Raw genomic sequence first — 20,730 nt, 5'->3', positions numbered from 1 at the left:
AACCACCCCTTCCCATCCCGAACAGGACCGTGAAACGACTCCACGCCGATGATAGTGCGGATACCCGTGTGAAAGTAGGTAATCGCCAGGCTCTCCCTTGAAACCCCCCAGTACGAAAGTACTGGGGGGTTTTGCTTTTGCGGCGGCGACATGGCAACGATTAGGCCAAGGCCATTTGGCGCTTTGCGCCGGACGGCAGCAGCACGCATAATCGTGACTCCGTCCCCCTGTTGCGCCCCTTTCTCAAATCATTCCGAATGCCTGCCGACGGCGAAGCCTCCTGGTTTCTTTACCTGCTCGAATGCGAGGGCAACACGATCTACACCGGTATCACCACGGATGTCGAACGGCGCTTTGCCCAGCATCTGGCGGGAACGGGCGCTAAATATACGCGATCGCGCAAGCCGATCAGGATCCTGGGCTGGCAGCGATTTGAGAATCGCTCCGAAGCGTCGAAGGCCGAGGCGGCGGCAAAACGCATGACTTCCGCGCAGAAGCGTATGTTTTGCATGCAGTTGATGATAGCGATGACGCAAGCCACCGGCGCCGATCCTGATCCTGCTTGAGCGCTACCGGCCGTTTCCTTAAGGCTGGTTTAAGGATTGCCCTTTAGCATGGTCCTGTCGCGTCCAATTAGCCCGGACGTCTGAGGTAACCAATCAAGGAAAAATGCCATGATCCGCCAGACGCTTGTACGCTCAGCCATCGGTATAGCTGCCCTGGCGGCCCTTGCCGGGGGGTACACCTATCTGCAGAAGGAAGTCATCACGCCGGGATATGCTGCACAGGCGCCCGTAACGGCCCAGGCACAACCCCTGGCTGTGGCCGCGCCCACCGATTTCTCCAGCATCGTCGACCAATACGGCCCGGCCGTGGTCAATATCAGCGTGACGGCACGCGCCCAGCGCACCTCGGCACAAGTGCCGCAGGGCATGGACCCGGATGATCCCCTGTTCCAGTTCTTCAAGCGCTTCGGCCCCCAATTCCAGGGCCCGCAGAATGGGCAGCAGCAACTAGTGCGCGGCCTCGGCTCGGGCTTTATCGTCAGCCCCGACGGCCTGATCCTGACCAATGCGCACGTGGTGGATGGCGCCCAGGAAGTGACGGTCAAACTGACTGACCGCCGCGAATTCAAGGCCAGGGTCCTGGGCGCGGACACGCAAACCGATGTGGCGGTAATCAAGATCGACGCCAAGGATCTGCCGACCGTGCGCCTGGGCGACCCCGCGCGCGTGCGCGTGGGTGAACCGGTGCTGGCCATCGGTTCGCCCTATGGCTTCGAGAATACCGTGACCGCCGGCATCGTCAGCGCGAAGTCGCGCTCCTTGCCCGACGACACCTACGTGCCGTTCATCCAGACCGACGTCGCCGTCAATCCCGGCAACTCGGGCGGCCCGCTGTTCAACCAGCGGGGCGAAGTGATCGGCATCAACTCGCAGATCTATAGCCAGACCGGCGGTTACCAGGGCCTGTCGTTCTCGATCCCGATCGACGTGGCGACCAAGGTGCAGGGGCAACTCGTGGCGCACGGCAAGGTCACGCGCGGCCGCCTCGGCATCGGCGTGCAGGAGGTCAACCAGGCCCTGGCGCAATCGTTCGGGCTGCCAAAGCCTAGCGGTGCGCTGGTCAACTCGGTGGAGCCGGACAGCCCGGCGGCCAAGGCAGGCCTCAAGCCGGGCGACGTGATCGTGCAGCTAGGCAACGACGTCATCGACCACTCTGGCGACTTGCCGGAGCACGTTGCCGACATGGCTCCGGGCACGCAGACTTCGCTGAAGGTGATCCGCAAGGGCGAGCCCCTGACGCTGACGGTGAAGGTCGGCACGGCCAAGGATTCGGTAGTCGCCGGCAAGAGTCCCGCCAATGACGCCGGCGGCAAGCTCGGCCTCGCGGTTCGTCCGCTGAGCCCGGCGGAGAAGCGCGACAGTGGCATCGACGGCGGACTGGTGGTCGAGGATGTCGCGGGCCCGGCGGCAAAGGTGGGTATCCAGCCGGGCGACGTCATCCTGTCGATCAACGGCACGCCGATCAGTTCGGCGGACCAGTTGAGGGCGCTGGTGGCGAAGTCGGGCAAGCAGGTTGCACTGCTGGTGCAGCGCGACGATAGCCGGATCTTTATCCCTCTCGACCTGGGTTGAGAATGGAGTTAACAGCAGAGTTAACAGACGAGTTAACAGCAGAGTTAACCACAGGGTTAATCGCGGTGTTAACATCGGCATGAAGTATGGGCGGGTCGGCGCGAAGGTATACGTGTCGACCCGCCAAGCCTTGGTGGGCGCCGAATTCCGGTGCAGATAGGGCTGTCAGAACGCTCGGTAACAGGTATTATCTCGACTGCGACGCAAGACACGCCGCGATGGCCCCGGCCCTTGATGCGAAATCGTCTTGCTGACTCGATGACACAAGGAAGTCTATGCAGTTGGATTTCACCCGGACGTCCGCGACCACGGGTACCGAAAGAGTGCGGCGCCTGCCGCAAGTCACGCCCGCCCCGCGCCGGCGCAAGAAGGCTGAAGCTGTCCCTCACTGGGAGCGTGGCTACCGTTCGCACTTCTACCGCAACGAGCGCGGCGAGAAGCTGGGCGAAGTCCGCCTGTCCGATCGCGGCGATATGCCGGTGGTCTATCACTGGGCAGCCGGCAATTATTCCGGCGCGGAAGGCTCACTCGCCCATGCCCGCATGCGCGTGGAAGAAACCATCGGCTTTGGCATGCGCCAGTTGCCGCTGTTCTGACCGGCACGCCGGCCGAACGTTTTTGCAGAAGGCAGTACCCGGCAATACACGGTAATACAGGACAGTACCCGCGCGCGCCCGGCGCCGCGTTTTACCGGAGCGAGCCGCTCCGGTACGGCCAGCCAGCCCCTCGCGTTGCTATGGCGCGGCCAGCACGGCAGACAGACCTGCCACTCCCCCGGCGCCAGACTCCCAGCTTTCGGCAAGCGCAGTTCAGGTTCAATCGAGACGGCGTTGCGCCAGCATGAAGACAGCTCCCGTTACGGCAAGCACCGCAATCAGCCGGTAGAGATCCTCGCACGCGATCAGCCTGGCCTGTGTATCCACCAGGCCAGCCAGTTGCGCGAGCGCGGCCTGGTGGGCGTGGCCCGCATCCAGTCCGCGCGCACCCCATGCCGCCTGCGTTGCCTCCAGCCACTGCTGCGCCTGCGCCGTATGCTGGCCGAGCGCGCTGGACAGGCTGGTATGCACGGCAAACTGCCGGTTCTGCAGTAGTACCGCGCCTAGCGCGGACGCAAAGGAGGCCGCGATCTGGCGCAACAGGTTCTTGCTGCGATAGCCGTGGGCGAAATCGCCCCCGGCCAGTGAGCGAAACGTCAGGCCCGCAACCGGGATGATGACCATCGCGCCAAACAGACCCTTGCCGACCAGCCCCCAGGCCAGCACCGCCGGTCCGAGGTCGGGCGGCATCGCGGAAAACCACCACGCCGCGCCACCCATCAGCAGGAGACCGCTCGCCATCAGCGGCTTCTTGTGCGGCAGCCGCGGCGCCAGGCGCAGGTAGATGACGATGCCCGCCAGGCTCACCGTGGCCGCGAAGGTGTTGAGCCAGCCGGTGGTCTCCAGCGGCATGCGGAGCGCCTGCTCGGCGTAGATCGGGAACAGGTATCCGTTCAGGTTGCTGATCAGGTAATAGACAAAGTACATGGCCAGCCCGGTCAGGTAGACCGGATTGCGCAGCGCGCGCAGATGGAGCACGGGCGTGCTGTGGTGCCATTGCTGCCAGAGGAACCACATCAGCAGGCCGATACCAACCGCGCAGATCAGGGCCAGCCGCAGCGGGTGCGAGAAGATATCGAAGCGGGCTTGCGCCATGGCGGCCTGCAAGCTCACCATGGCGGCGCCAAAGAGCAGCAGCGGGCCCAGCGCGGGGCCCGTGTCATTCTCGTTCGGCTCGGCATCGGGCAGCAGCAGCCAGGCGCCCAGCGCGGCCAGCGCGGCGAAGGGCAACGCACCATAGAACACGTCTTGCCACACGCCGTGCTCGATCAGCTCCGCCGCCATGGCGGGCGCAAGCGCAGATGCCGAAAAAATGCCGAGTACGAAAATACGCATTGCGCGCGGCCGGTCCGCCGGCGCAAACAATACATTGACCAGGATACGGCAACTGGTAAACAGCGCACCGCCGCCCACGCCTTGCACAAAGCGTGCACCCGCGAGCTGCGGCAGCGAATGGCTGGTGGCCGCCGCCAGCGTGCCCGCCATGAAGATCAGCAGTGCGCCGGTCAGGTAATAGCGATAGCCAAAGCGCTGTGCCAGCCATTGCTGCTTGAGGATCATCAGCATGCTGCCCACGGCATAGGCGGCCTGGACCAGGGCGAAGCTGCGCGGGTCGGCATTGATGCCGCCGACGATGTGGCTCGACGCGAACACGAACATGATGTTCTCGAGGAATTCCACCGCCGTGGCCAGCGCCAGCAGCAGCATGACCAGCGTCTGGCGCTGCCGGTGGCTGAGCAGGCGCAGCCACCGAAATCCCAAACGCAGCGGATGCAATGCAGGCGCTGTCTTCATGGCTCCAGCACGAGCAGGTTCTGGTGCATGCGGTCCAGGGCGCGCGTGGCCGTGGCCAGGCCGTTTTCGCCCAGCGGGCCCCAGGCCTCTGCGTAGGCAGCGTGCACAGCCGGCGCGGCGCGCTCGAGCAGGCGCAGCCCCGCAGCGCTCAGTACCAGTTCGGTGCTGCGGCGGTCCTGCTCCGAGGCGTGCCGGCGCACAAGGCCACGCGCCACCAGGCCGTCCATCAGCCGGGTCATCTGGGTGCGCGTGGTGTCGAGCGTGATGCCAAGTTCGGACGGCAGGCTGGGCTGGGACTTGTCGGTGGCAAGCATGCTGATGGCCAGGTATTGCTGCAGGTCCAACTCGAACGGCGCCAGCGCCCGCTCGATATGGCGGCGCAGCAGGCGCGCGGTGCGCATCAGGAGCCGGGAGGCCAGGATAAGGTCGCGCGGTGCTTCCGGATGGCTGGCGCAGAAGCGGTCGATGCGGTCTTCGAATGACATGGCGGGGAATCAGGTGACGCTGGCGCAAGAAATCGCATCAGCCATTTAATTACAGGCGTAATTATATCACTTGAAACAAACTAGGGCTGGGATATTCCCCGGCTTGCAAGGCGCCGGGACAGCCGCCGCAATGCTTGCCGCAGGCCCGCGAGTTCATCGGCATGCAGCGCCGGGCTCAGGCGGCCATAGCGTAGCCGGGTGTAGCGCTCGCTGACGTCCTGCACCGCCTGCGCGGCAGTTGGGAGTCGGCGCGCGGCCCGGGCGGCAAAATCCCGCGGCCCTTCCGACGGTCCGCGCACGCACCCGTGGCGCGCCAGGTCGCGGCAGAAACGGGCATACATGGCTTGCACGGGATCAGCCTGGCGGCGCCTGAGCACGAGGGGCACAAGCGCCAGCAAGCTCAGCGCGGCAAGTCCGCCCAGCAGCGCCTGCGGCAAACCGTCATCGATGCCGAGCTGTCGCATCAGCCGGGACTGCTGGCCGCGATCGTATTGCAGCACCCAACGCTGCCAGGTGTAGACCATGCCGTCCATGCCCCAGCGAAGGTTTCGCAGCCATCCCGGCCCCCGCAGCGCGCGCAGCGCCGCGATTTCTCTGGCCTCCAGCGCGGCGTCGACGCCTTGTTCGATTCGGCTGGGCGCCACCGCGCTGGTGGGGTCGACGCGTACCCAGCCGCGCCCCTCCAGCCAGATCTCTGCCCAGGCATGGGCATCGGCCTGCCGCACGATGTAGTTGCCGCCGATCGGGTTGTACTCGCCGCCCTGGTAGCCGGTGACCACCCGGGCCGGCACGCCAGCGGCGCGCATCAGGAAGACAAAACTGCTGGCGTAGTGCTCGCAGAATCCGCGCCGGGTGTCGAACAGGAAGCTGTCGACCTGCTCGCGGCCAAGCGGCGCGGGCGATAGCGTATAGCTGAATGGCGCCGCGGCGAACAGCCGCAGGGCAGCCCGCGCCCGCTGCTCGGGATACGGGTATTGTTCCGCCCATTCGGCGGCCAGCGCCCGGCTGCGCGGATTGCCGGGCGGCAGCGCCAAAGCCAGTTGCCGTGTCGGGAGATCGAGCGCCTCCGCTGCAGCCGGGGCCGAACGCGCGCGATAGCGCAGGCGCTGGTCGATGGGCCCGCTGGTGAAAAACTCGCCGTCCACGTTGACCACGGTGGCGGTACCGGGGGCGATTGCTTGGCCACGGTCGAGCAGGAACAGCCACTGGTGCTGATTGGGTTCGAGCGTGATGCTGTAGACGACGATGCCGCTCGCGGATGCCTTGCCTGCGGAGTACGCCGGTGCCTGATCGGCGTCCGGCAATCCCGGTGCCGGCTGCGCGCGCCGCTGGCGCAAGGGCGCCGGCCGCCAGGTCTGGCCGTCGAATTGCCACAGCACCAGGGCGCGCCAGTACAGCGCGCTGGCGGGCAGCGGCCCCCCTTCCACGTCGGCGCGCAGCGCGACTTCGGTCGACTGCGTCAACTGGCTCACGCTGCCGGGGCTCATGGTGTCGCTGATGCCGGTGGTGGCCACGGTCTCGGCCTGCGGCAGCTGCCACAGCGGGCGATCCAGGCGCGGGAACAAGACGAACAGCAGCAGTGCCCAGGGCAGGCCGATCAGTGTCAGGCGGCCGAGCAGCGGCCATACCGCGAGATAGCCGCGCGCTTCGGGGTGGCCAAGGAACAGCCAGTTGCGCAGCAGCCAGGCAGCAATGGCAAGGCTATACAAAGCCAGCCAGAAAGGCTGGTCGAACAGGTACAGGCTCAGCAGCAGGTAAAAGCAAAGCTGGGTCACCAGCGTGGCGTCCGCCACCACCCGGCATTCCAGCAGCTTGAGCACGACGAAGGCGCCCAGCAGTGCGACCGAGAGGTCGCGGCCCAGATTGCCGCCGGCTTGCCAGACCAGCGAGGCCGCCACCAGCAGCACCAGCCCGGCGACCAGCCCGAGCATCAGGCGCGAGGGCAACGGTGCGCGCTGGCGCCACAGCATCCAGCGCCAGCCCATCAGCAAGACCAGCAAGACGCTGATGGTCACCGGCAGCGCGCGTGCCTGCGGCGCGAGCACCAGTGCCAGCTGGCCCAGCAGCAAGCCATGCTCATCATGTGCGAGGGGGCGCGCAGGCAGCTTCACCTCGCGTCTTCCTGCGCCACTTTCGGCGTCATTCCCTGCGCCATCCCCGGGGCGCTTTGTCCGGCCCTGCCAGGCCACAGGGCCAGGGCTTCGAGGCAGGCACGGCGGTGTGCGCCGCCACGGCCTGGCGGGATTTCCACGCCGGGCAGGCGCAGCCCGATCTCCGTGTTGTCGCCAGCGGCCAGCACCCAGGCGCACAGGCGGGAAAGCCGCGCCTCGGTGGGCAGGGCCGGCGGCAGCGCGTGCCAGTCCAGCCAGCAAGCTGGCTGGCTGCCGGCCTGCCCGGTGCGGCTCAGCCAGCGGCCGGTGCGCGCACTGTGTTTCCAGGYGATGCGGTGCAGCGGGTCGCCACTGCGGTAGCGCCGCAACTGGTCGATGCCATCGTCCGACGGCAAGGGTGCCGCGCCTTCGTCGTCGGGCTGCGCGGCGAACGGCGGCGGCGGCGCGTCTGCTTCGGGTTGCGGGTAGACCAGCGCGACCAGCGGCAGGTCGGCATGACTCCATACCCGGAACAGGCCTAAAGGAAAACGGCTCGACAGCGTGACGCGAGGCAGAGCCAGCCAGCCGCGCTGGCTGGTGGCCAGGTGCAGCGTGAGCAGACCGCTGGCATCCCGGGCCAGGCTCAGGCTGGCTGGCTGCGCCCCGGCCTGGGCCGGCAGGCTCGCCTCGACGCCGATGCGCGCCGGCGAGCCGGTGCCGGCAATGCCGGCGATGCGCACGCTGAAGGCAGCGGGCTCGCCGGCAAAGGCCGGCGCCGCGCTGGCGCCGGCGACGGTCATGTCGAGCAGGTTGCGGTAGGCGTGCCACATGCAGGCCATGCCGATGCCGCCGAGCAGGAAGGTGAGGGCGAAGCCCAGGCTGATATTGTAGTTCAGCGAGGTCAGCAGCATGGCTAGCAGCAACACCGCGAAGCCCAGGCCGCTACGGCTGGGCAGGATATACAAGTGGCGGCGATCGAGCGTCACCACGCCCTGCCGGGGCGCGCGCTGACGCTGCAGCCAGGGTGGCGAGGCCCATGCCCAGCGCCCATGTGTGGCCGGGGCGGCCGGGGTGGCCGTGCGCGGCGACGAAAACGGCCGGCTGCGCGACATCCGGGCTCAGGGAATGGCGACGTCGGCGAGCAGGCGGGTCAGCGCCTGCTGGCCATCGCCGGTGCCGCCGGACGGCAGCAGCCGGTGGCCGGCAACCGGCACGAAGACCGCCTGTATGTCCTCGGGCAGCACCATATCGCGCTGGTGCAGCAGCGCCCAGGCGCGGGCACAGCCCAGCAATGCCAGGCCCGCCCGCGGCGACAGCCCGGCCGCATAGGCCGCGCTGGCGCGCGTGGCCTGCACCAGGGCCAGGGCGTAGTCCACCAGGGCGGGGCTGGCATAGACCTGGGCCGCGGCCTGCTGCAGCGCGTCCACCTGCGCGGCATCCATCACCGGCGTGCCAGCCGCGGGCGCTGCCCCGCCAAGGTAGAGCACGCGCTCGAAGGCCGGATCGGGATAGCCAAGCGACAGGCGCATGGTAAAGCGGTCGAGCTGCGATTCGGGCAGGGCGTGCGTACCGATCTGGTCCAGCGGGTTTTGCGTGGCGATGACAAAGAACGGGGACGGCAAGGCATGGGTGACGCCGTCGTGCGTGACCTGGCCCTCCGCCATTGCTTCCAGCAAGGCGCTCTGCGTCTTGGGGGTGGCGCGGTTGATCTCGTCGGCCAGCACCACCTGCGCGAACACCGGGCCGCGATGGAAGCGGAATTCGGCGCTGTCGCGCACGAAGACGGAAACGCCGATCAGGTCTGCCGGCAGCAGGTCGCTGGTGAACTGCACACGCTGGAACTGCAGGCCGAGCGTGCGCGCCAGCGCATGCGCCAGCGTAGTCTTGCCCACGCCGGGCAGGTCCTCCAGCAGCAGATGGCCCCGCGCCAGCATGCAGGCCAGCGCCAGCCGGATTTCCCTGGGCTTGCCCAGTACGATCCGGCCAAGCTGGGCTTCCGCCTCGGAGAGCGATGCGACGATGCGTGGGCGAGCTGTCACTTGAGGCCTTGCGGGTCGTGGGAAGGACCCGGCCATTGTAGCGGCGCACGCGTATCGGGGAACAGTCTGTTTGCGCACGCTCAACATGCCGGGCGCGCCGGATGGCCCGGCTTCTGGCATTATCGGGTTGTCGGCCCTGCCAACCCTACATCCCCTGCAATGAACTCCCCGCTTGCTGCATCGCCGGACGCCGCTTCCAACGCGGTTTCCACGCCTTCCATGCTTTCCACGGCTCCCGCCGCTTCGGCCATCGCCCCTGCCGCCACGGAACTCGACGAACTCAACCGTGCCTTTCACGCCGATGGCTATATCGTGCTGCGCGGCTTTGCCCCGCCGCAGCTCTGCGACCGGATCGAGCAGGTAACGCGCGAGCAACTGGCGGCGGCGGTGCCGCCTGTGGAATATGAAGCCGAGCTGGGTTATCCCGGTGCGCCCGCCAGCCGCGATGCAGCGGGCGGAGGCACGGTGCGGCGCCTGCGGCAGGCCTACGGGCGCGACGCGGTGTTTCGCCAATGGGCAGCCGACCCCGCGTTGACAAAGGTCGTGGCGACCCTGCTCGGCGAGCCGCCGGTCCTGACGCTGGCACATCACAATTGCGTGATGACCAAGCATCCGCATTTTGGCAGCCAGACCGGCTGGCATCGCGATACCCGTTACTGGTCGTTTGCCCGCCCTGAGCTGGTGACGGTGTGGCTGGCGCTGGGCCGCGAGGACGAGAGCAACGGCGTGCTGCGCGTGATCCCCGGTTCGCACACGGTGGCGCTCGAACCGGGCCAGCTCGATGCGGCGGAATTCCTGATCGAATCGCATCCGGCCAGCCAGGCCCTGCTGCACGGCGTGCAGCCCCTGGCCCTGGAGCGCGGGGACGTCTTGTTCTTCGATAGCCGGCTGTTCCACAGCGCGGGCCAGAACGTCTCCGAAGCGGTCAAGATGTCGGCTGCCTTTGCGTACTTCGGTGCGGGYAATCACCCGCTGCCGGGCACGCGTTCGGCCGAATTCGGCAGCGTCGCGCTGCCCGTGCCCGCGGCAGGCTAGCCAGCATCCACCGATCCCGGCTGATCGCAGGCTGGCGCCATGGCCGGCCTGCGGGGGATGCCGTCATGCCGCGCGCATCAGGTGCGCAGGCCGACCAGGTTGGAGATTTTCTCGGAGGCGGCCAGCAGCGGCGGCAGGAAGTTGCCGGCCATTTCGTTGGCGCTGGTGCGGTTGGCCTGGCCGCTAATATTGATAGCGGCGATGACCTGACCGGTGCGGTTGCGGATCGGCGCCGCCAGCGACACCAGCCCTTCCTCCAGTTCCTGGTCGTTCAGCGCCCAGCCGCGCTCGCGGATGCCGGCGATGATGGCCTTGAGCGCGTCGATATCGGTGACGGTGCGGCTGGTCCGCGCGCGCAGGTCGCTGGCCCGCAGCACGCGGTCGAGTTCCTTGTCCGGCAGGCCCGCCAGCAGCACGCGGCCCATCGACGAGCAATAGGCCGGCAGCCGGCTGCCGATGGACAGGTTGATGGTCATGATCTTGCGCGCAGGCACCCGCAGCACATAAACGATCTCGCTCCCATCCAGCACGGAGATCGAGCAGCTTTCATGCACTTCCTGCGACAGCGCTTCCATGATCGGCTCGGCCAGGTTCCAGAAGGGCATCGAGGTCAGGTAGGCAAAACCAAGGTCGAGGATTTTCGGCGTCAGGCGGAACAGCCGGCCGTCGGCGCGCACATAGCCCAGGCCGACCAGCGTCAGCAGGATGCGGCGCGCGCCGGCGCGGGTCAGGCCACTGGCCTGCGCGATCTCGCTAAGGGTCTGGGCCGGGTGCTGCGCGTCGAAGGCGCGGATGACCGAGAGCCCGCGTGCGAAAGACTGCACATAGGTATCGCTCGGCTTCTCCGCGCCCGCGGCGGCGGGCTCCACGGAAGCGTCCGTGGCTGGGTGATCGGGATTGTCGGAAGCGGCAGGGCTGGCCATCGGTCAGTTCGGCTGGTTGCCGAATACGCACGGAAAGGCCGAAAGGGTAGAGGAAATGCGGGCAGTACGCCAGTGGCACTGATGGGAGCGGGCGCTGGCCCCCAGGCTGCCGCATAATGTCGCGCGTTTGGGAAACATAGCTTGTAAAGGAAACATTGCCCGGTGAACGAGACAATCCAGTGGAATGATTGGGAGGCCTTTTGCTGCGTGGTGGAGCAGGGCACCTTCACGGCCGCGGCGGAGCAGCTCGACTGCCCCAAGTCCCGGGTCTCGGCGGCCGTGGCGCGGCTGGAGTCAGCGATCGGCTCCAAGTTGCTCCAGCGCACCACGCGGCGCATGCGCTTGACCGATGCCGGCAGCGCGGTGTACCGCGACGTGGCCCCGCTGTTCGCGCGGCTGCGCGAGATCCGCCAGGAAACACTGGCGCGGGAGGAGCGCGTGCAAGGCGTGCTGCGCATCGCCGCGCCCTACGAATTCGGCGCGCACCAGCTCGGCGGCGTCATCTGCCGCACGCTGGCGGCCCATCCGGCGCTCGACGTGAAGGTGGAGATCACGCAAGGTATGGTCGATCCCATCCGCGATGGGTTCGATGTGGCTTTTGTCGCCGTGGATGCCGACCTGCCCGACTCCGGGACGGTGGCGCGGCGTATCTATCTCGTCGAGCGCGGACTATTCGCGGCGCCTGCGCTGGCCGCGGGCCTGCACCCGCAGTTGCTGCCGGAAGACCTGGCCAACCTGCCTACCCTGACCACACCCGGCGACGACATGTGGGAGTTCATGCGCGAGGGCGAGCGTGTGGCGGTGCCCATCCGGCCGCGCATGCAGACCGCCAACGCCGAATTGCGGCTGCAGGGCGCGCTGGCCGGCCTGGGCATTGCGCGCCTGTCGCTGATCTATTGTGAAGCGGAAGTGGCCCAGGGGCGGCTGGTGAAGGTGCTGCCGGACTACCCGCCGCCGCCGCTGCGCGTCTTTGCCCTGCTGCCGGACCGCCGGCTGCAGCCGCGCAAGGTGCGCGTGTTCATGGAGGCGGTGGAAGCCATGATGGCCTCCGGACTGCCGGACGGAAACGAGTCAGCCGCGCCCGGCCCGTGAGGGCTGGCGCGGCTGCGGGGTCAATGCGCAAGGGGCGCCTTGCAGGCCGGCCCGTTGCCGCCTGACTATGCTGCGGCTACCTTTTTTGACGGTTTCAGCTGCTGTCTCTTCCATTCCTCGTGAATTCCGGGTTGCACTCAGGCGCCGTCGCTGAAGCTGCTGCGGGGTTCGTTCACGCCGCGGGCACCGTCGGTGTACGGGTCGCGCGGGCCGGTGCGGGCGCCGTCCGTGAACGGATCACGCGGGCCGGTGCGGGCACCGTCGGTGAACGTGTCGAACGTACGGCCGATGCTGCCGTCGAGGCGGGCGAGATCGGAAACCGGCGTGCTGGCGTGCGCGGAGGCGGCAGCCATCGACAGGCCGATGGCGCAGAGGAGACTGACGGCGAGGGTGCGGGATTGTGCGAGGGACTTCATGATGCGGCTTTTCCTTCTGGCAAGACGTGGTGTGTTCCACGTTGACCGTAATGTAGGCGGCCTTCTGCCTAGGAAAAAGCGCCAATCACCAAAACACTGTTCGCCGGCTTGGACAATACCGCCCAGACCCTGTCCCGGGCGGCTGTCCGTGCCCGGTGCCGGCTTGGGTCAGAGGGCGAAACGTGCGCCAAACAGCCCTGCGCCTAGCCGGGCAATGACCATCAGCAGGATCTGTGCGATCACGAAGAGCGCCAGCGGCGAGATATCGAAGCCGCCCAGGCGCGGCAGCACGCGGCGGATCGGGCGCAGCAGCGGCTCCGTCAGGTGATTGATGGCGGGCGTGACCGGTGAATGCGGATTGACCCAGGAGAGGATCGCCATCAGCAGCGTGACCCACATCACCATGCTGATGCCCCATTTCAGCATGTTGAGAACGGCAATCAGCAGCAGCAGCGGCAGATAGGTCAGAAGGTCGCCGCTGGAAAGCAGCAGCACCAGCAGCAGGAACACCAGGGCGGTCAGCCAGGCGCCGATCAGCGTGGCCCAGTCTATGCCGCCAAGGCCGGGGATCACCCTGCGCAAAGGCCGCACCAGCCAGTCGGTGACCTGGAATACGCCTTGCGAGACGGGATTGCGCGTGGGCAGCCGTGTCCATTGCATCCACAGGCGCAGCAGCAGCGCCATGCCGAACAAGGTGAAGACGGTATCGAGCAGGAAAAGGGCGATTTCCGTGAACATCGGTTTCGGTTCCGGTGGCAGTAGTGATGTCGGCAGGCAGGAGTGTCTACGGACGCACAGATTCTGCCATACCCGCATCGGCGGCGGTCGAAACCGCGGCCGCCATTGCGCGCAGGCCCGCGCCGGTGCCGGGGGAAACGCCGGCGGTACCCCCCGAGCCAACCCCTATAATGAGCGTCGAGCCAAGTTCCCCCAGCGTCCAGACGCTGCCACCCCATGACCCGCCAGCCTGCAGCATCCCGTTCCCCGCTCGCCAAGCAGGAGTTCGAAGCGCTTTCCGATTTCCGCTACCAGCTGCGGCGTTTCCTGCGGTTTTCCGAAGACGCCGCGCACAACGAAGGCCTGACCGTGCAGCAGTACCTGCTGATGCTCCATATCCGCGGCTGCACCGGCAAGGACTGGGCTTCGATCGGCGAACTGGCGGAGCGCCTGCAAGCCAAGCAGCATGGCGTGGTGGCGCTGGTGAACCGCTGCGAGGCGGCCGGCCTGGTCAAGCGCAAGTCCAACCCGGACGACCGCCGGATCGTGGAAGTCCATTTGCTGGCAAAGGGCGAGCGTTTCCTGAACCGGCTGGCCATGCTGCACCGGAGCGAGCTGGAATCGCTGCGCGGCACCTTCCGCGTGGCGCGTCTCACGGCCTTCAATGACGATGGCGCGGAGCGCGCCTGAGCCAGGCTGAAGAAGCCCGCCCGGGTTTTTGACCCGGCACGGGCACGCCGTTACAGGTGGTTACCAATCACAAGGCTCAGTGACACCCGAGGCGCTCCCGCGGCACTAGACTCGCGCGCACCACAACTCGCGATATCCGCAGGAGCTCCAGATGCCTTTCCCTTCCTTCCCTCTTCGTACCGGCGCGCTTGCCTTGCTTGCTGCTGGCGCCCTGGCCGGTTGCGTGACCGCGCCTTATGGCGGCGGGTATGGCGGCTACGGGACTTATGGCAACTCTGGCGCGTATGGCAGCAGCATGCAGGCAAGCGACGCCTATCCTGTTGCCTATCCGCAGCAGGGCTCCTCGCAACCGGCATACCCCCAGCCGGATTATCCGCAGGCGGGCTACCCGCAGCAGGCCCCGGTGCAGGAGAGCTATCCGCAGCAGGGCTATCCCCAGCAGGGCTACCCGCAGCAGGGCTACCCGCAGCAGGGCTATCCGCAAGCGGGTTACCAGCAGGCTGCTCCCACCCAGGGCGTGTACGGCGGCGATGCCTATGGCGTTCGATATGGCCAGGTCGAATCCATCGAGATGTTGCCCGGACAGCCGCAAGGCGGCGTCGCCGGCGCCCTGATCGGTGGTGCCGTCGGTGGCTTGCTTGGCCACCAGGTGGGCGGCGGCCGCGGCAATACGATAGCGACCATCGGTGGCGCCGTGGCCGGCGCGCTGGCCGGCAACGAGGTCGAGAAGCGTGCCAATACGGCGCCGCCCGCGTATCGAATCCGTGTGCGCACCACCGATAACGGCTATCTCACGCTGACCCAGTCGACGCCCTACAACCTGCGCAACGGCGACCGGGTCAAGGTGCAGAACGGCGTGGCGATGCCCTACTGACAGTGTGTGGTGGTGGCGGCGCAGCCGGGCGGCTGCGCCGATCCGGCTTACAGCGCGCCGGCGAGGAAGGTCAGCGCGCGGCCATGCGCGAGCGCCGCGGAGGGCTGGTGATAGGAGCCGCGGGCCCAGCAGTTGAAGCCGTGATCGGCCTGGGCATAGACGTGGATTTCCGTTTTCGGGTTGCCGGCCACCGCCGCGCGCACCTGCTCGACCGCCTCGGCGGGGATATGCGCGTCGAGAGCACCATAGTGGAACTGGACCGGCACCTTGATGTTGGCGGCTTCCTGCAGATTGTTCTGGATGCCGCCGCCGTAGTAGGGCACCGCTGCGTCGACCAGGCCGCGCGCGGCGCTCAGATAGGACACCAGGCCGCCGAAGCAGTAGCCTACCGCGGCGATCTTCGCGCCCGCGCCGAGCTGGGCGCGTAGTGCCTTGGCGGTTGCGGCGATATCCTTCATCGTCAGTTCCACATCGGTCTTCTGGCGCAGTTCCACCGCGCGCGCCCAGTCCTCGCCGGCGTAGCCCAGTTCCACGCGCGGCGCCTGGCGCCAGAACACGTCGGGGGCCAGCACCACATAACCGTCGAGCGCGTACTGGTCCGCTACCGCGCGAATATGCGCATTGACGCCAAAGATTTCCTGCACAAGCACGATGCCCGGCGCGTTGGCGGTGTTGCCGGCGGGGGGCAAGGCGAGGTACGCATCGAAGGCGCCGCCCTCGGTTTCGACTCGGATCCATTGGTTCTTGTTCGGCATGCTGGCTTGCTCCATCGGTGGCAACAGCTAGAGGCAAAAATGATTGGACAGGGACAATAAAGACGGTACCAATCTGCATTTGAGGCAATGAAGATTGTACCAATCCTCGCGTGCAAGGCGGCTCACCGCCCTATCATCCCTGCTGCGCCGCAGCACGCTCCAAGGCCACGTGCGCCACGCCACTGCGGCGTTGGCGCAAGGCTAGCTTGCGGGTTGAACGCCGGGCAGGAACTCGATGCCGGTTCGTTTTACCAGTTCCCCATAGGAGATCGGCTTGCCTGGCCGCGCGGTGTCCGTATTCTCGATCCAGTGCGCCCAGGCCCGGTTCGTCGACGGGTCATAGACCAGCTTGTAGAGATAGGTGGGGACCCAGACTCTTCCGCTGCCGATGGTGCGTATGTCTCCGTCGAACACCGGGCCCGTGATGACATAGACGTCGCCTGTAGCGCGCATCGCATACTTGCGCGTCGCCTTCTCGATGGAGGCCCACGCCTTGCGGTTGTTCTGGCTGGATTGCGGCACCACGTTAGCCAGCGTGAAGGACTGTGCCATGGCCTGCGCGGTCGGCTGGTCGGCCGCGGGCGACATGTGACCCCGGTCCAGGCCTTCGTTGCCCCGGTAGTCGTCCAGCTCCGCCCGCTCAGCCCGCGGCAGGCGCGCATCGGAGAAGAAGCGGTTGGTGCGTTCTTCGTCCTTCGCATCGAGCAGTTGCGCGCGCGACAGGCGTTCGGCCACGAAAAGCGGCGTCTTGCTGCGCCCGGAGTGCATGACCGCGAAGGCGTCGTAGCACAGCGCGCGCAGCTTGAGTTCCGGCGAAGCCGGCAGCTTGGGTACCGCGTGCCGGGCGAAGAACTGAGGGCACTCGGAAAAGCCGGAGGCGCTGGCCAGGCCCGAGGTCAGGCACAGCGCCAGCGAGAGGAAAAGCTTCTTCATCGGGGAACGGAATCCTTAAGACAGGGTGAACACCGCAGGCGTGGCGCGGGTGTTCAGGACAGTTGAGCCCGCGCAGGGCGACCGCATGGACGCGAGGCAGGCCGTGCGGCGCCCGGACAATAGTCGGGCCCGGGCCGCGGGCGTCGGGCATTCTGCCAGACTGGGGCGCAATGGGCGAGGGGGGTGGGCCAATGCGTCAATGAGAGGGTTCTCATTCCGCCCGCGGCTGCTTCTATAATCGCGCTCTGCATCATCACCAGGCGCCTGCATTTCCACGGCGCAACCCACCATGCTCAACCGGCTGGAAATGCTGAGGATTTTTTGCGCGGCGGCGGAGTCGGCTTCGTTCAAGGCCGCCGCGACGCGGCTGGGCACGTCGCCGCAAACGGTGACGCGCGCGGTCAAGGACCTCGAGGAGGCCGTGGGCGAGCCGCTGTTCCACCGCAACACGCGGCAGATCCGCATCACCGCCACCGGCGAGCGGCTGGCGGAGCGCGCGCGCTCGGCGCTGCTCGAGGTCGACGGCCTGTTCGCGCATCCGGCCAGCCGCTCCGATTCCGAACCCAAGGGCACTGTGCGGATCACCGCACCAAGCACGCTCGGCCGGCTGCATCTGCTGGCGGCGCTGCGGCAGGTGGCGCTCGCGCATCCGGGCATCACGCTCGATATCCGGCTCTCGGACCAGGTCGCCGATGTGGTCGACGATGAAATCGATATCGGCCTGCGCCTCGGCATGTTCCGCGACCAGCGGCTGGTGGCGCGCATGACGACGCGGGTGGGCTTCCATGTGGTGGGCACGCCGGAGCTGGTGGCGCGCGTGGGCAAGCCGGCCGACCTGGCCGGGCTGGCCGCGCTGCCCACCACCGGCCTGATCGATCGCAGCAGCGGCCGGGCCTGGCCATGGTATTTTGCCCAGGGCGAGCAGTTCAACCCGCGCTCTTCGGCCTTTCTTACCGACGATCCGGAGACCGAGATGGAGGCGATCCTCTCCGGACTCGCCTACGGCCAGTTGCCCGACTACCTCGCGCAACCCCATCTGAGCTCGGGCCGCCTGGTCAGCGTGCTGGACCGCCACGCGCCGGCACCTTGGGGTTTGTATATCTATCGCTCGCGCCGCAGTCCGGTGCCGATGCGCATCCGTCTGGTGTTCGACACGCTGGTGGCGTACTTCATCGGCAAGGGCGTCGCCAGGCCGCCCTGAGCCGGATCGACAGCAGGGTGACCGTGCGCAATCTACTCAGTCACAGGCTTCAAAGCCCCAGCGGATACCAGGCTGCACGGACCGGTCTGGTCGCCTTGACGACGATCAAACATTAACCGCACTGGTCTGGTCAGCCCTGCCGTGCCGCCTCTATCGCGGTGATGTCGATCTTTTTCATGGTCATCATCGCCTCGAATGCGCGCTTGGCCGCCACGCGATCGGGGTCGGATATCGCCGCGGTAAGGGCGCGCGGGGTGATCTGCCATGACAATCCCCACCGGTCCTTGCACCAGCCGCATGCGCTCTCCTGGCCGCCATTGCCGACGATCGCGTTCCACAGGCGGTCGGTTTCGGCCTGGTCGTCCGTCGCGATTTGAAACGAGAAGGCCTCGTTGTGCTTGAAATGCGGGCCGCCGTTCAGCCCGAGGCAGGGGATGCCAGCGACGGTGAACTCAACCGTCAGGACATCGCCCTGCTTGCCGTCGGGGTAGTCGCCCGGCGCGTAGAGGACGGCGCCGACAGCGCTGTCGGGGAATGTTTCGGCATAGAAGTTTGCGGCGTCAAGGGCGTCGCGTTCGTACCACAAACAGATCGTGTTCTTGCTGGTCATTTCGTGTCTCCTGAAGAGTCGAGCACCGGCATCCGCCACCGTCAACATAACACCAGTCTGCAGGGACACCAACACGGCTTCGCGATGGTCCGCCGTGTGGTGCGACATCACCTGGAAGCCGGCCGACAATTCCAGGCTAATCCTTCATCTGAAGCTGAACTCTTTTGAACCGTGCCAGTTCTGCCTGCACGAATTTATCCGTATCTTCCATGGACATTGGGCTCATGGGCGTTGCTCCAGTCGACGTGGCCCAAAGTTGGTAGTCTGGGTCATGGATGGCTGCGGCAAAGACATCATGCAGTTTCTTCTGAACGTCCTGGGGAGTCTTTCGAGACACAAAGATGGCCGGCCAAACTTTGTATCGGAAGTCCTTCACGAGCTTGCTTTCTCCTGCCGCAGGAGAGTTTGGCAAATGCACGCTGCGCTGATCGGAGGCAATGAAGACTACATGAAGCTTCCCCGCTTTTACCAAGTCTATGATCTGACCATTAAGAGGCAGAAATGCCAGGTCAATATTCCCCGCCAAAATATCCTGCAATATCAACGCACCACCTTTATACGGCACGTCGATTCCATTCATTTTTGTTTGTGCACGGAGATCCAGAGCGGCGATATGAGAAAGAGATCCAGGCCCCCAGTTTCCGAAGGAATAAGGATTATTTTCACGTTTCTTGCTCAGTGCAATGAGCTCATCAACCCCCTTGGGAGCTTCCTTCATTGTGGATACCAAAGCCATATCCGAAATCCGCAGCGGATAGATGAGTCTGAATTGATCCACCCCCACGCTTCCGTTCTTCTTTAGCGTCGACAGTCCCATAAGATCGTCCCCGGTAAGGCAAGCGGCAGTGTTGCCATCAGTGGGGGCGCTCAGTGTCGACTGCGCCGCAAGCAGACCTGAGGCACCGCCGAGATTTTCCGGAACGATAGTTCTCCCGGTGATGCGCTTTAACGGAATAGCGATTCGTCTGACAGCAGTGTCCGCTGCTCCGCCGGCTGCGTAACCGGTCTTGATGACCAGCGGCGACGCATTAGTCTCCGCTGCCTGAGTATTGAGTGTAGAGAGGACCAGAGCGAAGCATGTCGCCGTCAGTCGCAGTGCGCGATGGTTCACCGATGTCTCCTGGGAATTCATATATTTATTTGGATATCACGCAACGATGGAGCGTACCTCTCCAAGGCCGACCATCGATCCATTTGACAAAAGTGCGCGTCCAGTGAAAATGGTCTCGTCTCCATCCTCCAGGTAGGCCCTTGATTCCCCGTTACTAAGCGTTATCGGGGCATTGCCATTTTTTGTAATCTCCAGCAAGCAACCTAATTGGTCCTCCTGTGCCCCACTGACGGTGCCGGACGCAAATAGATCGCCCACTCTTGTTCGCGCGCCGTTGACGGTCATATGCGCGAGCATCTGAGCCGGTGACCAGTACATATCGCGAAAATTTGGCTTGGTGATGGAATCACCGTTGAGGGCTGCCTCCAATGCCAGATCCAATCCCCATGGAGCCACCTCTCCCCTGAGGTAGGACGATGGAAGTGGATTTTGGGGGACCAGAGGCCGCCGAGCACCCTCCAATGCAGCAAGCGGCACAACCCAATGCGAGATGGAGGTACAGAATGACTTGCCGGTGAATGGCCCAAGAGGAAAGGTTTCCCACGCTTGCAGATCCCGTGCAGACCAGTCGCACACGAGGTTCACGCCGAAGACGTAATCATCGAACTCGTCGATTGTCACCGGTTGGCCAATGGGCGATGTGCGACCCACGACAAAACCCACTTCCAATTCAAAATCGAGCTTTCCGCTTGGGCCGTATATGGCCTTTCCGCCTTCTGATGCGGACTGGCCCCACGGACGCTTCACTGGCACGCCAGATGGGTACACCGTTCCCGCTCGGCCGTGATATCCGACAGGGAGACTCTTCCAGTTAGCGTGCAAAGGCGGGATCCCGGGGCGAAAGAGTCGCGCAACGTTCACCGCGTGATGCTCACTTGCGAAGAAGTCAACGTAGTCTGCTACTTCGAATGGCATCCCTAGATGAACGTCATTGAGTGAGTGGGCATTCCTGACAACCGAATCGCGGAATCGCGGACGCTCTAGTGACTCAATGATCCGCCCGCGCAGCTCGCTCCACGTACCACGGCCTTGTTCCATGAGCGAGTTAAGTGAAGATGCGCCTAGGTAGGCGTCTCCAAGAATTCCAGAGAGATCAAGAACATGGTCACCGAGACGGGCTCCGATTCGTGCCTTGGAGCCGTCCGATGGATGGAAAATACCGTACGGCAGACACTGAATCCCAAAGAGATCGTCGCCACAGAGTTTGTCCAGGTCGAAGGGCATCTCGCTT

Annotated in this window: 21 protein-coding genes and 1 rRNA gene; 9 read left to right on the top strand and 13 right to left on the bottom strand. The window is 65.6% G+C overall.

The features are described from left to right. The 4 genes from rrf to AC1DQ3_RS21715 all read left to right on the top strand — a co-directional run. A 5S ribosomal RNA gene (gene rrf / locus AC1DQ3_RS21730) occupies positions 1-91 on the top strand; the annotation flags it as partial. Positions 92-257: 166 nt separating this feature from the next. After that, positions 258-566 (top strand): GIY-YIG nuclease family protein, encoded by a 309-nt coding sequence (locus AC1DQ3_RS21725; protein WP_477122218.1) that lies wholly within the window; start codon positions 258-260, stop codon positions 564-566. A 108-nt stretch (positions 567-674) separates the two neighbouring features. Further along, positions 675-2,138 carry a DegQ family serine endoprotease gene (locus tag AC1DQ3_RS21720; protein WP_477122217.1) on the top strand — a complete coding sequence of 488 codons (1,464 nt, stop codon included), beginning with the start codon at positions 675-677 and terminating at the stop codon, positions 2,136-2,138. A gap of 275 nt (positions 2,139-2,413) precedes the next feature. After that, on the top strand, positions 2,414-2,734 hold the full coding sequence (locus AC1DQ3_RS21715; protein WP_477122216.1) for a hypothetical protein: 321 nt from the start codon (positions 2,414-2,416) through the stop codon (positions 2,732-2,734). 219 nt (positions 2,735-2,953) lie between these two features. On the opposite strand, the gene AC1DQ3_RS21710 is transcribed toward AC1DQ3_RS21715, so the two are convergent. The 5 genes from AC1DQ3_RS21710 to AC1DQ3_RS21690 form a co-directional block, all read right to left on the bottom strand. Continuing rightward, entirely contained in the window at positions 2,954-4,528 is a 1,575-nt protein-coding gene (locus AC1DQ3_RS21710; protein ID WP_477122215.1) for an MFS transporter, read from the bottom strand. After that, complete coding sequence (locus AC1DQ3_RS21705; protein ID WP_477122214.1) at positions 4,525-5,013, bottom strand: MarR family winged helix-turn-helix transcriptional regulator; 489 nt, start codon at positions 5,011-5,013, stop codon at positions 4,525-4,527. Before AC1DQ3_RS21705 ends, AC1DQ3_RS21710 begins: the two co-directional genes overlap by 4 nt. Before the next feature lie 80 nt (positions 5,014-5,093). Continuing rightward, a complete protein-coding gene (locus tag AC1DQ3_RS21700) occupies positions 5,094-7,124 on the bottom strand; it encodes a transglutaminase TgpA family protein (protein WP_477122213.1) in 2,031 nt (676 codons plus the stop codon). Next, on the bottom strand, positions 7,121-8,215 hold the full coding sequence (locus AC1DQ3_RS21695) for a DUF58 domain-containing protein (protein WP_477122212.1): 1,095 nt from the start codon (positions 8,213-8,215) through the stop codon (positions 7,121-7,123). The genes AC1DQ3_RS21700 and AC1DQ3_RS21695 overlap by 4 nt, the downstream gene beginning before the upstream one ends. Positions 8,216-8,221: 6 nt before the next feature. Further along, positions 8,222-9,142 carry an AAA family ATPase gene (locus AC1DQ3_RS21690; RefSeq protein WP_477122211.1) on the bottom strand — a complete coding sequence of 307 codons (921 nt, stop codon included), beginning with the start codon at positions 9,140-9,142 and terminating at the stop codon, positions 8,222-8,224. 219 nt (positions 9,143-9,361) lie between these two features. Here AC1DQ3_RS21690 and AC1DQ3_RS21685 point away from each other — a divergent pair, with 219 nt between their 5' ends. After that, positions 9,362-10,177: a phytanoyl-CoA dioxygenase family protein gene (locus AC1DQ3_RS21685; protein ID WP_477122223.1), complete on the top strand. Its 816-nt coding sequence runs from the start codon at positions 9,362-9,364 to the stop codon at positions 10,175-10,177. Positions 10,178-10,254: 77 nt separating this feature from the next. On the opposite strand, the gene AC1DQ3_RS21680 is transcribed toward AC1DQ3_RS21685, so the two are convergent. Continuing rightward, positions 10,255-11,100 (bottom strand): IclR family transcriptional regulator, encoded by an 846-nt coding sequence (locus AC1DQ3_RS21680; protein WP_477122210.1) that lies wholly within the window; start codon positions 11,098-11,100, stop codon positions 10,255-10,257. Positions 11,101-11,262: 162 nt separating this feature from the next. On the opposite strand from AC1DQ3_RS21680, the gene AC1DQ3_RS21675 reads away from it, so the two are divergent. Then, positions 11,263-12,192 carry a LysR family transcriptional regulator gene (locus AC1DQ3_RS21675; RefSeq protein ID WP_477122209.1) on the top strand — a complete coding sequence of 310 codons (930 nt, stop codon included), beginning with the start codon at positions 11,263-11,265 and terminating at the stop codon, positions 12,190-12,192. 137 nt (positions 12,193-12,329) lie between these two features. Here the strand turns inward: AC1DQ3_RS21675 and AC1DQ3_RS21670 are convergent, their stop codons facing one another. Further along, positions 12,330-12,608 carry a hypothetical protein gene (locus AC1DQ3_RS21670; protein WP_477122208.1) on the bottom strand — a complete coding sequence of 93 codons (279 nt, stop codon included), beginning with the start codon at positions 12,606-12,608 and terminating at the stop codon, positions 12,330-12,332. 168 nt (positions 12,609-12,776) lie between these two features. After that, the gene (locus tag AC1DQ3_RS21665; protein WP_477122207.1) at positions 12,777-13,346 is read right to left on the bottom strand and encodes a YggT family protein; all 570 of its coding nucleotides are present in this window, start codon (positions 13,344-13,346) and stop codon (positions 12,777-12,779) included. A 216-nt stretch (positions 13,347-13,562) separates the two neighbouring features. Here AC1DQ3_RS21665 and AC1DQ3_RS21660 point away from each other — a divergent pair, with 216 nt between their 5' ends. Further along, positions 13,563-14,015 (top strand): MarR family winged helix-turn-helix transcriptional regulator, encoded by a 453-nt coding sequence (locus AC1DQ3_RS21660; RefSeq protein WP_477122206.1) that lies wholly within the window; start codon positions 13,563-13,565, stop codon positions 14,013-14,015. A 151-nt stretch (positions 14,016-14,166) separates the two neighbouring features. Next, positions 14,167-14,889 carry an outer membrane lipoprotein gene (locus AC1DQ3_RS21655; protein ID WP_477122205.1) on the top strand — a complete coding sequence of 241 codons (723 nt, stop codon included), beginning with the start codon at positions 14,167-14,169 and terminating at the stop codon, positions 14,887-14,889. Positions 14,890-14,936: 47 nt separating this feature from the next. Here AC1DQ3_RS21655 and AC1DQ3_RS21650 read toward each other — a convergent pair whose 3' ends face one another. Together AC1DQ3_RS21650 and AC1DQ3_RS21645 are read right to left on the bottom strand one after the other, a co-directional pair. Then, on the bottom strand, positions 14,937-15,644 hold the full coding sequence (locus AC1DQ3_RS21650) for a dienelactone hydrolase family protein (RefSeq protein WP_477122204.1): 708 nt from the start codon (positions 15,642-15,644) through the stop codon (positions 14,937-14,939). Positions 15,645-15,845: 201 nt separating this feature from the next. Continuing rightward, complete coding sequence (locus AC1DQ3_RS21645; RefSeq protein ID WP_477122203.1) at positions 15,846-16,577, bottom strand: DNA/RNA non-specific endonuclease; 732 nt, start codon at positions 16,575-16,577, stop codon at positions 15,846-15,848. Between the two features lie 289 nt (positions 16,578-16,866). Here AC1DQ3_RS21645 and AC1DQ3_RS21640 point away from each other — a divergent pair, with 289 nt between their 5' ends. Beyond that, the gene (locus AC1DQ3_RS21640; RefSeq protein WP_477122202.1) at positions 16,867-17,778 is read left to right on the top strand and encodes a LysR family transcriptional regulator; all 912 of its coding nucleotides are present in this window, start codon (positions 16,867-16,869) and stop codon (positions 17,776-17,778) included. A gap of 130 nt (positions 17,779-17,908) precedes the next feature. On the opposite strand, the gene AC1DQ3_RS21635 is transcribed toward AC1DQ3_RS21640, so the two are convergent. The 3 genes from AC1DQ3_RS21635 to AC1DQ3_RS21625 form a co-directional block, all read right to left on the bottom strand. Then, the gene (locus tag AC1DQ3_RS21635) at positions 17,909-18,388 is read right to left on the bottom strand and encodes a VOC family protein (RefSeq protein ID WP_477122201.1); all 480 of its coding nucleotides are present in this window, start codon (positions 18,386-18,388) and stop codon (positions 17,909-17,911) included. Between the two features lie 136 nt (positions 18,389-18,524). Continuing rightward, positions 18,525-19,499: a tripartite tricarboxylate transporter substrate binding protein gene (locus AC1DQ3_RS21630; protein ID WP_477122200.1), complete on the bottom strand. Its 975-nt coding sequence runs from the start codon at positions 19,497-19,499 to the stop codon at positions 18,525-18,527. Between the two features lie 36 nt (positions 19,500-19,535). Continuing rightward, the gene (locus tag AC1DQ3_RS21625) at positions 19,536-20,723 is read right to left on the bottom strand and encodes a fumarylacetoacetate hydrolase family protein (protein ID WP_477122199.1); all 1,188 of its coding nucleotides are present in this window, start codon (positions 20,721-20,723) and stop codon (positions 19,536-19,538) included. Between the last annotated feature and the right edge of the window lie 7 nt (positions 20,724-20,730).

The organism is Cupriavidus sp. 01T418, assembly GCF_056398885.1.
The sequence above is the reverse complement of the archived record's forward strand: the minus strand, read 5'-3'. Positions and strand labels throughout refer to the sequence as shown.

Excerpts from the sequence above, each read along its gene's own strand:
- AC1DQ3_RS21640 (WP_477122202.1), top strand. The coding sequence starts at position 16,867 with ATGCTCAACCGGCTGGAAATGCTGAGGATTTTTTGCGCGGCGGCGGAG.
- AC1DQ3_RS21650 (WP_477122204.1), bottom strand. The coding sequence starts at position 15,644 with ATGCCGAACAAGAACCAATGGATCCGAGTCGAAACCGAGGGCGGCGCC.
- AC1DQ3_RS21725 (WP_477122218.1), top strand. The coding sequence starts at position 258 with ATGCCTGCCGACGGCGAAGCCTCCTGGTTTCTTTACCTGCTCGAATGC.
- AC1DQ3_RS21625 (WP_477122199.1), bottom strand. The coding sequence starts at position 20,723 with ATGCCCTTCGACCTGGACAAACTCTGTGGCGACGATCTCTTTGGGATT.
- AC1DQ3_RS21665 (WP_477122207.1), bottom strand. The coding sequence starts at position 13,346 with ATGTTCACGGAAATCGCCCTTTTCCTGCTCGATACCGTCTTCACCTTG.
- AC1DQ3_RS21645 (WP_477122203.1), bottom strand. The coding sequence starts at position 16,577 with ATGAAGAAGCTTTTCCTCTCGCTGGCGCTGTGCCTGACCTCGGGCCTG.
- AC1DQ3_RS21660 (WP_477122206.1), top strand. The coding sequence starts at position 13,563 with ATGACCCGCCAGCCTGCAGCATCCCGTTCCCCGCTCGCCAAGCAGGAG.
- AC1DQ3_RS21670 (WP_477122208.1), bottom strand. The coding sequence starts at position 12,608 with ATGAAGTCCCTCGCACAATCCCGCACCCTCGCCGTCAGTCTCCTCTGC.
- AC1DQ3_RS21635 (WP_477122201.1), bottom strand. The coding sequence starts at position 18,388 with ATGACCAGCAAGAACACGATCTGTTTGTGGTACGAACGCGACGCCCTT.
- AC1DQ3_RS21715 (WP_477122216.1), top strand. The coding sequence starts at position 2,414 with ATGCAGTTGGATTTCACCCGGACGTCCGCGACCACGGGTACCGAAAGA.
- AC1DQ3_RS21720 (WP_477122217.1), top strand. The coding sequence starts at position 675 with ATGATCCGCCAGACGCTTGTACGCTCAGCCATCGGTATAGCTGCCCTG.
- AC1DQ3_RS21680 (WP_477122210.1), bottom strand. The coding sequence starts at position 11,100 with ATGGCCAGCCCTGCCGCTTCCGACAATCCCGATCACCCAGCCACGGAC.
- AC1DQ3_RS21705 (WP_477122214.1), bottom strand. The coding sequence starts at position 5,013 with ATGTCATTCGAAGACCGCATCGACCGCTTCTGCGCCAGCCATCCGGAA.
- AC1DQ3_RS21655 (WP_477122205.1), top strand. The coding sequence starts at position 14,167 with ATGCCTTTCCCTTCCTTCCCTCTTCGTACCGGCGCGCTTGCCTTGCTT.
- AC1DQ3_RS21710 (WP_477122215.1), bottom strand. The coding sequence starts at position 4,528 with ATGAAGACAGCGCCTGCATTGCATCCGCTGCGTTTGGGATTTCGGTGG.